The 10991-nt window shown below is 46.0% G+C and carries 13 protein-coding genes; 4 read left to right on the top strand and 9 right to left on the bottom strand.

Going from position 1 to position 10991, the window contains the following annotated elements:
• Positions 1-112 precede the first annotated feature (112 nt).
• Positions 113-901 carry an SDR family oxidoreductase gene (locus tag QUA00_RS34840; protein WP_333413072.1) on the bottom strand — a complete coding sequence of 263 codons (789 nt, stop codon included), beginning with the start codon at positions 899-901 and terminating at the stop codon, positions 113-115.
• Positions 902-1294: 393 nt separating this feature from the next.
• Positions 1295-2221, bottom strand: coding sequence for a nuclear transport factor 2 family protein (locus tag QUA00_RS34835; protein WP_333413071.1), 927 nt, complete (start codon positions 2219-2221; stop codon positions 1295-1297).
• A gap of 221 nt (positions 2222-2442) precedes the next feature.
• Here QUA00_RS34835 and murG point away from each other — a divergent pair, with 221 nt between their 5' ends.
• Positions 2443-3507 (top strand): undecaprenyldiphospho-muramoylpentapeptide beta-N-acetylglucosaminyltransferase, encoded by a 1065-nt coding sequence (gene murG / locus QUA00_RS34830; protein ID WP_333413069.1) that lies wholly within the window; start codon positions 2443-2445, stop codon positions 3505-3507.
• 76 nt (positions 3508-3583) lie between these two features.
• Entirely contained in the window at positions 3584-4198 is a 615-nt protein-coding gene (locus tag QUA00_RS34825; protein ID WP_333109250.1) for a hypothetical protein, read from the top strand.
• Here QUA00_RS34825 and ureG read toward each other — a convergent pair.
• From ureG to QUA00_RS34805, 4 genes are all read right to left on the bottom strand, one after another.
• The gene (gene ureG, locus QUA00_RS34820) at positions 4195-4797 is read right to left on the bottom strand and encodes an urease accessory protein UreG (protein ID WP_333142869.1); all 603 of its coding nucleotides are present in this window, start codon (positions 4795-4797) and stop codon (positions 4195-4197) included. The genes QUA00_RS34825 and ureG overlap by 4 nt on opposite strands.
• 162 nt (positions 4798-4959) lie before the next feature.
• A complete protein-coding gene (locus QUA00_RS34815; protein WP_333142917.1) occupies positions 4960-5673 on the bottom strand; it encodes an urease accessory protein UreF in 714 nt (237 codons plus the stop codon).
• 127 nt (positions 5674-5800) lie between these two features.
• Positions 5801-6238, bottom strand: a complete 438-nt coding sequence (gene ureE / locus QUA00_RS34810) for an urease accessory protein UreE (RefSeq protein ID WP_333142868.1) — start codon at positions 6236-6238, stop codon at positions 5801-5803.
• A 429-nt stretch (positions 6239-6667) separates the two neighbouring features.
• Positions 6668-7159 carry a DUF4168 domain-containing protein gene (locus tag QUA00_RS34805; protein WP_333142867.1) on the bottom strand — a complete coding sequence of 164 codons (492 nt, stop codon included), beginning with the start codon at positions 7157-7159 and terminating at the stop codon, positions 6668-6670.
• A 1052-nt stretch (positions 7160-8211) separates the two neighbouring features.
• On the opposite strand from QUA00_RS34805, the gene QUA00_RS34800 reads away from it, so the two are divergent.
• Both QUA00_RS34800 and QUA00_RS34795 read left to right on the top strand, forming a co-directional pair.
• On the top strand, positions 8212-8637 hold the full coding sequence (locus QUA00_RS34800; protein WP_333108604.1) for a DoxX family protein: 426 nt from the start codon (positions 8212-8214) through the stop codon (positions 8635-8637).
• Positions 8634-9149, top strand: a complete 516-nt coding sequence (locus tag QUA00_RS34795; protein ID WP_333142866.1) for a DUF4385 domain-containing protein — start codon at positions 8634-8636, stop codon at positions 9147-9149. The genes QUA00_RS34800 and QUA00_RS34795 overlap by 4 nt, the downstream gene beginning before the upstream one ends.
• Positions 9150-9250: 101 nt before the next feature.
• Here QUA00_RS34795 and QUA00_RS34790 read toward each other — a convergent pair whose 3' ends face one another.
• The 3 genes from QUA00_RS34790 to QUA00_RS34780 all read right to left on the bottom strand — a co-directional run bounded on the left by QUA00_RS34790 (position 9251) and on the right by QUA00_RS34780 (position 10767).
• On the bottom strand, positions 9251-9718 hold the full coding sequence (locus QUA00_RS34790; RefSeq protein ID WP_333142865.1) for a regulatory protein RecX: 468 nt from the start codon (positions 9716-9718) through the stop codon (positions 9251-9253).
• Positions 9719-9832: 114 nt separating this feature from the next.
• Positions 9833-10243: an AbrB family transcriptional regulator gene (locus QUA00_RS34785; RefSeq protein WP_293126913.1), complete on the bottom strand. Its 411-nt coding sequence runs from the start codon at positions 10241-10243 to the stop codon at positions 9833-9835.
• A 335-nt stretch (positions 10244-10578) separates the two neighbouring features.
• Entirely contained in the window at positions 10579-10767 is a 189-nt protein-coding gene (locus tag QUA00_RS34780; RefSeq protein WP_333301178.1) for a hypothetical protein, read from the bottom strand.
• Between the last annotated feature and the right edge of the window lie 224 nt (positions 10768-10991).

Raw genomic sequence — 10991 nt, 5'->3', positions numbered from 1 at the left:
GACTCTAAACGGACGTGGAGCGACGGTAAGACTACTTTGGTAGCGCGTTGCTGTGAAGCGTTAAGGAATCCTCGCTCATGAAAGGACGAGGAGCTATGTCAACACTAAAAACTCACAACTCTTTTCGGTGAACCAGAGTTGCACTAGCTTGGTCTGTCGGAACTAGCAAGACTTCGCTAATATTGACGTGGGGCGATCGCGTCGCGCAAAAATACACGACATCGGCCACATCGTCCGCAGTCAGCGGTGTCAATCCTTGATAGACATTTTTGGCTTTTTCTGCATCGCCGTGAAACCGGACATTACTAAATTCTGTTTCCACCAAACCAGGCTCTATTTCTGTCACCCGCACTGGTGTTCCCAAAAGGTCTTGTTTTAACCCTTCAGAAATAGCTCTCACTGCTGCTTTGGAAGCGCAATAAACATTACCTTTCGGATAAGCTTGGCGGCCTGCTATTGACCCGATATTCACTACGTGGCCGCGGCCTCGGCTTACCATTCCCGGCACGATCGCACGAGTCATGTAAAGCAAGCCTTTAACATTGGTATCAATCATTTCTTCCCAATCTTGAAAGTTGCCTTCGTGCAGTTTGTCTAAACCACGGCTCAATCCCGCATTGTTAATCAGAATATCGATGTTTTTCCAGGCATCGGGAAGCGCCACTATCGCCGATTCAACTTGCGGGCGATCGCGCACGTCCAATTCTAGCAAATAAATCTCGTTCGCCGATGCGATGGATTTTGTTTCTACAAGTTCGTTTGCTAGTAGAGCGAGCTTTTCAAGACGGCGGGCTGCTAAAATTAGTTTGGCTCCACCTTTGGCGAATATCTTGGCACAGGCTGCTCCGATACCGCTACTCGCACCTGTAATGAAAACAATTTGATTTTGGATATAAATCATTTTTTGTCAGTTGTCAGTTGACTGTTGGCTGTTGACTGTTGGCTGTTGACGGTTGTCATTGGTTATTTGTTAGTTTTGTTATTTGTTAGTTGTTATTTGCTATAGCCTTTATGGCTATAGTGAGGTATGTTTAATTCCTTTAATGAGATTTTTTTATCTTCAAATATGTATCTCCTGTGACTAATAACCGCTAAGCTAATCCGCATTTAAATTGCATAGTAAAATAAAAATTTCCTCTTGTGGGGAGTAGGGGTTGGGCAGGAGAGCCCGCCCTCAACATACAAATTAAATGCACAACAGCTTATACCACTTACTAATCACGAATCACCAATCACCCATTACCCATGCCCCATGCCCCATGCCCCATGCCCCATGCCCATAACACCTATTTTATTACTTGACAACCCGCAATCGCACACTAACTGTTGCAATTCCGCCTTGTCGCATCAAAACTGCTGAAACCCACCGATTTTCGGGCGTAGCCGGAGCTTTACCTACTTTAAAAATTCCCCCGGCATTTAGCAACTCTAGCTCGACTTCTGAGGGATTAAAAAAGGTTTTTTCGGTAATGGGTTCCTCCAAAACAGTCCCTATTAAAATATCATCGCCGATCGGCTCTCGTACAATGGCATCAAAATAGTAATCTTCGCCTACCTTAACTTGCTCCGGCAAATTTACTTCAATTGTGGGAGGATTATTGCCAGAACTAAGCTGAGTTTGTTCTGCTAAAATCTCTTGACTAACTATTTTTTCACCTTCAAAGCGCTGCTGGGAACGGATGGTAGCTTTGAGAGTTAATTCTCTGCCATCCTTTTTTTGAGTGCCGGCAATTGTAGTTATGGTTTCTGCGAGAATCGCGCTACCTTCGGTTTTCCAAGATTTGATCTCGGTGCGATAATTTAAACTCGGATATCTCTCCCAGAGTTGGGTGAGGGCTTTTGCCATGCTTTGGGTGTTTAAGCCATCAGAATGAGTGAAACTCGGACTGTAAAATGCCATGACTGCTTTGACATCGCGCCGATTGGCCGCTGCGTCAATTTCTGTTAGCACTTTTGTGAGTGGGGCAGGCGCATTTGCAGGGGTTTGGGCGATCGTTTGGGGAGTCGCGGCGATCGCACCGATCGCTCTTACCGCACTCGGATGCAGCACCCCAGCACTTACCACTGTTAAACATAACAACATTTGAGCGATCGACTGCCCGCAGTTAAAGCCAAAAACGATCGCCCGTTGGCGCAGCCCTCGAAGAGGATCGGCTTTTTCGTCCCGACGGCTGCAAAAATACTGAGATGCACTTGGCACTAAATTCAAAAAATTACGCATTAGATGATAATTTGGTTATTTGTCAGGGGTCGTAGCTTGGGCAACTGTTCGCCTGCAACGAAAACTGACAGCGGAAGCAGGGACACGGCACAATCTAATTTTAGATGGCTGATTCAAAATTGGCTGAAACTGCCGGAATAATAAGCATAATAATCTAAAACCTCAAATATAAAATTGATCGACCTGTGGAACTTGTACTTGTAAAAAAAGAAACAAATACCTTGACAAAAGCCCCCCTCCGGTTGTTGGTTGCAGCTAGTGGCACTGGTGGACATTTATTTCCCGCGATCGCCACCGCTAGTCAGTTGAACGACTGTCAGATCGAATGGCTAGGAGTCCCAGACCGCATGGAAACCGAGTTAGTTTCATCCCTTTACCCCCTCCACACGATCGCCGTTGAAGGCTTTCAGCAGCGATTTGGACTCGGTACAGTGCGAATTTTGGGCGGACTCGTCGGCTCGATCCTTCATGTGCGGAAATTGCTCAAAGCGGGAAATTTTCAGGGAGTCTTTACTACCGGCGGTTACATCGCAGCACCTGCAATTCTAGCGGCTCGTTCTTTGGGTTTGCCGGTGATTCTCCACGAATCTAATGCAATTCCGGGGAAGGTGACGCGCTGGTTTAGTCCTTTGTGCACTGCTGTGGCGATCGGATTTGAAGCAGCAGCCCAGCATTTACCCCGCGCGAAAACCGTGGTTGCGGGTACACCGGTGCGATCGCAATTCCTCACCCGCCAACCTCTAAATTTGCCAATTCCTGACAACGTACCTGTTATTTTAGTCATGGGCGGCTCTCAAGGTGCTGTCGCAGTCAATAAGTTAGTGCGCGAGTGTGCTCCGGCTTGGTTTGATGCGGGTGCTTGGGTGGTTCACCTCACCGGAAATAATGACCCGGATGCTGAGAGTTTGAAACACGAGCAATATTTGTCTATGCCATTTTACGACAATGTGGCGAGTTTGTTGCAGCGAGCAAATTTAGCAATTAGTCGATCGGGCGCCAGTGCTCTGACAGAATTAGCAGTGACGGGCGTACCTTCTATTTTAATTCCTTTTCCTCACGCGGCTGACGACCACCAAAGATTTAATGCGGAAGTATTTGCTAAAGCCGGCGCCGCTGTGGTATTCCGTCAAAGCGAACTGACAGCAGATGTGTTGCAAAGCAAAGTTTTGTATTTGTTAAGAGATTGCGAATATTTGGAAAAAATGTCTCAAGCTGCTGCTCAATTAGCGGTGACAGACAGTACAGAACGTTTGGCTAATTTGGTCAGGGAATTGGTAGTAGGGTAGGGAGTGTTAAAGTAAATAGGCGATTCCCTTCGGGATAGCTTCGCTTAACGAGAATTTGTAATAAGGAGAAAGTCAAATGGCCTACAGTGACTTTAATTTAGACAGAGTTTTGAAAACCTTTGACTTAGCTTATTCTGAAATAGTCGAAATCTTCACTCCTGCACCAGAGTTAGAGTACAGTAGATTACTGACAGAAACTTTGCAAGAAAATCTGCCTGTAGCTCTCGGTAGCAATACAGAAAAATCGCGTTCGGAACTGATTATCGCGCCGATTTTAATGGAAGTGAGAAAACTTTTGCACCATCGCGTGAGCTTATTTTCTGGCATTGATTTTACTGTAGATGCTGAAAGAGGGCTGAATGGGAATTGTGATTTTCTGATAAGTCGATCGCCAGAATTGTTGATTGTAAAAGCCCCAGTCATTGCTATTGTAGAGGCTAAAAAGGAAAACATTAATTCGGGATTGGGACAGTGCATAGCTGAAATGCTAGCAGCTAAAATCTTCAACGAGCGTGAAGGTAATGAGATTACCACAATTTATGGGGCTGTCACTACAGGAGATAGGTGGAAATTCTTAAAACTCGAAGGACAAGCGGTTTTTGTTGAGACAACCGAAACTTTGCTTACCAATTTGGGTAAAATTTTGGGAATTTTAGCATTGGGAATGGACGATCGCGCGCTTAATCCCTAATTATCACCAATATTCAATTTAACAAAATTAACTACCGATTCTAATCCTTCCTTTGTCTTCAAGTTAGTAAAAACAAAAGGTTTCTCCCCCCGCATTTTTTTCGAGTCCCGTTCCATCACGCCTAAATCTGCTCCTACATAAGGTGCGAGGTCTGTTTTATTAATTACCAACATATCAGATTTAGTAATTCCTGGCCCGCCTTTGCGCGGAATTTTATCGCCCGCAGCGACATCGATTACGTAAATTGTTAAATCTACTAACTCCGGGCTAAAAGTGGCCGCCAAGTTATCGCCGCCGCTTTCGACAAATACTAAATCTAAATCAGTGAATTTTTGTTCTAACTCTTCTATCGCTACTAAGTTAATGGAAGCATCTTCGCGGATAGCTGTGTGGGGACAGCCTCCCGTTTCTACGCCCAAAATTCGATCGCTCTCTAAAGCTTGACTGCGAACCAAAAACTGGGCATCTTCCTGAGTATAGATATCATTAGTAACTACAGCAATCTGGTAGTGCTGCCGCAGCGCCTTGCACAAAGCATCCAGTAAAGCTGTTTTCCCCGAACCAACTGGCCCAGCAATTCCTACACGAAAAGCACCCATAGCAATTTTAGATTTTAGATTTTAGATTTTAGATTTGCTGATTTTCAACTCCGAAACAACCGAGTTGTAGTTGTAGGGTGCGTCAGACGGAGTTATGGAACGATTATCGAGGCTTTGGGGTTCTGACGCACCTTACTAATTAGATTTTGGATTGTCTGATTTTCAACTCCTAAACAAGCGAGTGTACTGAGTTTCGTGCGCCATGCTAGCCAGTCCTAATCCCCAACTGCAACTGCCAAGCTCATCATCTTCTAATTTTAAAACTTCTTGCGTCGTACAGCTAATTTGAGACTGCAAATCTAACAGTAACTGTTGACCGGCGGTTTGACCGAGGGGAATCAGTTTCACGCCCGCACTCGCCAAATTGGCAGCCCAACTGTACAAATATCCTAACACGGCCGCTTCCTCTTCAATCTGCCAGTTGGCGGCGGCAATGCCAAAGCCGATCGCAAAATTGCACGGATTGCCGCCCAATTCCACCAAATCTTTTACAATTGTTGTTAACCCAGAAGCAACGGGCGATTCCCTGCGGGATAGCTTCGCTTCACGCAAATCCAGCAGCAACCTGACCAAAGTCCGCCCCATTTGCCAACTTTGCAAGCGCAACTCTTCTGTTTCCTTCGCAGCAGTCGCCCAAGCATTCCAGTAATTCAAAGCCGTCAAATCCCCTATCTGTGCCGCCCTCAAAGCCCTTACCACCACAGCGGCTTCTACTCGCACAGCCCCGAATTGCAGCGAATTTTCTAACCAATTTCTCAAATTAATCTCGCTGTCGATCGCACCGGTTTCTACCAGACTTTCGATTCCCTCAGAATAACTATAAGCTCCCACAGGTGCAAAAGCTAACTGCAACAAAGATAAAAGTTGATTGTTCACTGTTGACTGTTGACTGTTGGCTGTTGGCTGTTGGCTGTTGACTGTTGACTGTTGACTGTTGACTGTTGACTGTTGACTGTTGGTTACAATGCCCAATGCCCAATGCCCAATGCCCAATGCCCCATTCCTAATGGTTGTGTCCATAAGCGCCCATTTCTGGCTGAAACGGCACAATTTCCTCTGTTACTTCCAAACCCATTTTTTCGAGCATTCCCTGCAACACAGAGTCGGGAGAAAGTCTTAAATAATTATCGGCAATTTCTAAAGCTACGTGACGGTTTCCTAAATGATAAGCCGCCCGCATCAGTAGCAGCGGACTTGATGCCCGCGCTGTCAGCACGAGTTCGGGTTTTGCACTTACCAGTACCAAACAGCTACCGTCTTCCGACTGCAATAAATCTCGATCGCGCAGTACCGTACCTCGGGGTAAACTCAGGTGGAGCTTTTCCCCCGTTTCTGTCTCGAATCGGTGGCGGCTGCGAGTGCGATCGTCGGCTGTCATTGGTAAAGTAAAGCTGACAACAGCATCGGGATTTGCAGGTAAATGTTTGGTGAAAGTTAGCATTTTTATATTCTATTCCTCAGAGCCATTCACTTGACATCTAGTTTTTGAGGAATATCTTTTTATAGCCGAAGGAATAAGGAAGACAGAAGTTCCCATCTTCAGCTCATGTTTCAAAAATTAAAAACGTTTTAATCGTGTTGGCGATCGCTATATCTCATTGCGACTTACAGCCAGTTGAAAAAAATTCATCTCTCTGACCGCTCCCGTTCTGGCCTTATTACCAAATTTATGTTATTTTGTCAAGCACTTTATCGCAGACGATCGCTTTTTTTGCAAAAAATTTTGCCTACCGTCTAGGAACTCGAACAATTTAAATCTCCAATATATTGTTGGGGGGAGGTAGCGCTTAGGCATCCTGCCTGCCCTGAACAAGCTTTTATGGAGAAGTCTAATAGAACGGGAGAGAAAGAAAGACTCAAACCCTCAAGCTTATTTATTGCCCGCTTGTTGCAGTCGCAGGAGCTCGGCTTGAATTTGCTGTTTGACTCCCGAATTCGCTTGCTGGAGCAAAGTGATCTGGTTGAAGCGACTCACTGTCAAACCCTGGCCTTCGATAACTTTTTTAGCTTGTTGGCAGTAATTCACCGCGATGCCACGAACACCTCCCGACAGCTTATTAATTTCCTGAGTTTCGTTGCACACTACTCTGGGAACCGAGCCCCCAGCCATTCCTTTAATTTCGTTAAAAGCTTCCACCCGTCTGGGTTCTATTGCCAACACAGCGCGAGCGTAGCTAGTAATTTCCTCGCTGCTAATTTCTTGAGCTTGGGCTGCTGCTCCGAAAACGAGGTTTGGGGATTGTGTGTATAAACCGGGAACCCATCCACTAGCCAAAGCTGCGGTGGAAATGATGCCTGCAAACAACGATTGTCGCAGTCTCCGGTTTAGGCTTAATTTAGAGGTGTTAAGTGAGGTGTTCATGGTCGTGGGTGATTGATTGCGTGTAGATAAAAATGACACAGCGCTTGGAGGCTCAATCTTTTTGAATCATGTGGCGGCTAAAAAGTTCCTGCCGTTGGTGACTATTTTGAATTCCAGCAGGATGCTTTAGGATTTGCTACGGCGATCGACTTTTTAGCAAATCCGATAATTTCATTCATTCTAGCATCTGTCGGAAGTGGACAAAATTCAAACTTGAGAGGGTAATTTTAATTACAGAGCGTTCCCGAATTGCCTCTGGCAATAATTCTCAAAGCGCAAATATTAAATAATTCTAAAAGTTATTGACAAATTACTCGCCTTAATAAGTCTCATCAAGGTACGGGCTAGCAAAGCTATCTTCCCGCCAGGGTTCCCGTTCCCCGTAGGGGTTCCCGTAGGGTAGGGTAGGGAAGCGTCTGGAAGGCTAGGTCAAATTTAGCAGCAATCACACTCATCAATTGCGGGGATGATTTATTGAATGTTAAGCCAATACGGTTCAGTTAAGCTCGATCCCCCCTAACCCCCCTTAAAAAGGGGGGGAGAAGAACTTACTCAAAGTCAACCCCTACTCCCCTTCTTAAGGGGGATGCGAGAGGGATCTCGCCCGGAATAAATAGTTTTAACCCAAGCGTATTGAATGTTAAGCGGTGGTGCATTTGTCGATCGAGAAAATCCCCCCTGCTTTGGCTGCTGAAGAAGCCACAGCCGGAACAATAATCATGTTTTACTACCCGAAGATAGAGACAGCAGCAGGGAACTAGACATTAAAATCTTGTTATCAAAATGCGCGCTAGTTGTTTTGGGCACTCAACGCCCAGGCCTCCGATTCCAGTTCTCGCTTCCTCCGGTTTGGGGCTGTGAAAACTTGTCTGGGAGTTACCCAGAAACCTGGTTTTTCTACGAAATAAAATCGTTACAGCCACCCGCAAGAGTAGACAACCCCGGAAAGCTGGAATTTTTGGGGCTCAGTTTTCTTGTCATCAATATCGCAAATAGCGAATTTTGGCAAGCATTATCGCAGCAATTTAACAATTATTAATTACCCATTGCCCATGAAAAGTCAAAAAGAAATTTGGCGAGTTATTCTTGCAGTAGCTATCAGTATTGTAGGGGTGCTGCACTTTGCAGTACCCGCACCTTTTATCAGAATTGTGCCGCCCCAGCTTCCTTACCCGGAAGCCTTGGTTTATATCAGCGGTTTTTTCGAGATTTTGGGCGGAATTGGGCTGTTAGTTCCTCCTGTCAGCAGGGCGGCGGCGTGGGGATTAATTGCCTTGTTTATTGCCGTGTTTCCAGCTAATATCAATCAAGCCGTCAACAACATTCCGATAGAAGGGATTCCCCACAACCAATTACTGTATTGGTTGAGGCTGCCTTTTCAAGCTGTCTTCATTGCTTGGGCCTGGGTTTATACCCAACCAGACGAAGGTAAACCCCGGGCTTCTATAGTTCCAGATAGAACAGAAAACGCCCAATGAAGCAGTTCGACTACCATGCGGATTTTAAGAACATCGACTTTCGACAGCACCCGGAACTTTATCGGGTAGGGAAAGGAGAACAGGGAGTGCTTTTGGTGGAACCCTACAAAGGAGAAATTTTGCCTTTCTGGAGATTTAAGACTCCTGAAATTGCCAGGGAGTCCAGCAGCAAAATTTACTCCTTGTTTTTAGAGTATCTCGATGCCGATGATTTTGTGGGAGCCGACATGGCTCGCAAGTTCTTGCAGATGGGGTATACTCGATCGCGTCGCTACGCCAACCACAAAAGCGGTCGAAAATACCAGCAAAACCCTCAGAAACTGAAGTCTGTTGCTGAGCAAACCGCCGCTCGAAAAGATATTTTGCCGCTAGAAGCAGATCCGGTGAAAGCAGAATCCGCCGCCATTTTTCAAGAGAAATGGATGCTGGCCAAAATCAACGAGAAATATCTCGAACTTTTAGCCAGACACCGGCAGATGTACGAATCTTATTTAGTCAACGCTGAGGATTGACATACATTTACGAAAACTCAGAACTTACACTTTAGCCCCGTCGGCAGCAGTGTAGTTGTGCTTGCCTATCTGGGCCGCACCTATTTGCGTGGCCCTACTATTTACTCATCTTCTTCTTCTGTTTGCCACTGTCGCCAAATTTCAAAGGCATTAAAGCCCCTGTATTGCAGGTAATTCAAGACTTTCCCCTTGGTTTTCGGATCGGCTTTACCCCAAGTATCGATCTTGTATTTCCGCATGACTTTGGCTTTTAATTCGGCCAGTTTTTCTGCTTCGGAGTCCTGATTTTCGGCAATTTCTTCTTCCCAGACTTGCTCGAACAAATCGTTGGTAATTCCTTTTTGCAGGCACTTGCGCTTGATGGCCGACTTCCCGTATTTGCCTGCACCAGAGGCGATCGAGTTTGCCACCAAGCGAGTGTCGGACTGATAGCCGCGGTCTTGAATTTGCGCGATCGCCTCCAATATTTCCTCATTGCCAAAACCTTTCTCTTGCCCCTTTTTGCGAAGTTCAGAGGCACTGTAGTCTTTGCGGGACAAGAGAAAATAGAAATAGTCAAGACAGCTCATCAGTTAAATTGAAGGGTGGCGCGCAAATACTCGTGTAGCGAATCCCAAATCCAGTCGCCTTGCTATCGGCTGACTGCATCACGCGCGGCGAAGCTATCCCGCAGGGAATCGCCTTTATTCTTCTGTATCCTCCTCTTCATCATCCACTTCCACATCCGGTCTGTCCACATCGATCTGAATCAAGCGAATGTGCTTGTATCCGAGCTTAATTTCAAACTCGTCTCCCGGCTTTAATCCCATTTCTTGGGTATAATTTGCCCCGATCACGATCGAGCCATTCTTGTGAACGCTAGCTCGATAACTCGCTTCTCGCCCGCGTCCGTCTGCTTTAGACTTCTCTAGCTCAATGCCCTTAGCAGCTAACACTGCATCGTAAAACTCAGCCAGATTAATCCGGGTTTCTCCACTTTTGCTGACAGTGAAGTAGCCGCAAAGCTTTGCAAGTTCTCTGCGTGGCAAATCACTGCCTTTGATTTTTTGAAGCAGACCTTTTCCTGTTAAGGGTGCTGTAGCTGTTTCTGCCATTGACCGTACCTCGCTTATTGGACTTTACTTATATCAATTACAACACATTAGATTAACTTTGTTTCACTGTCAATACTAATAATTCTGAATATTAAGATTCTGGAGAAATTTCTGCGGCCTCAAGACCGGGGGTGCAAGTAAGGATGCTCGAAGGGCGATCAATTTGCTCCTCGCGGCCCAAATCCTTGTGTAAGCCTCTCTTGCGATCGCGCGGGGAATTATTGTCGCAAATTAAATGCTTTACTTTTTTACAGTAAAGTCTGTTCCCTGCATTCACCAATCCCCGATCGAGTCTGTGGTCAAGGTAAAAACAAGACAGCCATGAATCGAAATACCTAGACCCCGGCCGCTGCAAATCTGCCGAAAGCATTTACCGGCGCGGGGTTAACTTTTACCTCAACAAGACGAGGCAGCACTTGTTCTCGATGCCACTGCCAGCTACTTGTAAACCCTATTTTTCGGGCGGGAAATCCCCTCAAAACCCCAAATACCAACGGGCAATCTTCTATTAAGGTGTTGGGCATATAACTTGCACAGAACGCAGTCTGGGGAAGGCAATCCGGTAAAAATTCAAGGAAATTTCACCTCTTCGTTGAACCGGTTTAAGCTCAAACCCGACTCAATGGGCGCTGCGGCAGAAACATCGGGCAGCCACTAAGAGGGCAATAGTTTTGGGAGCATCTCACCTTTGCAGCCCTCCGCTAGAAATTGGAGTTTTGAGGCAGGAGGCAGGAGGCAGGAGGCAGAA

Source organism: Microcoleus sp. T2B6 (genome assembly GCF_036700475.1).
Lineage (GTDB): Bacteria > Cyanobacteriota > Cyanobacteriia > Cyanobacteriales > Microcoleaceae > Microcoleus.
This window is presented reverse-complemented; position numbering and strand designations above follow the sequence as displayed.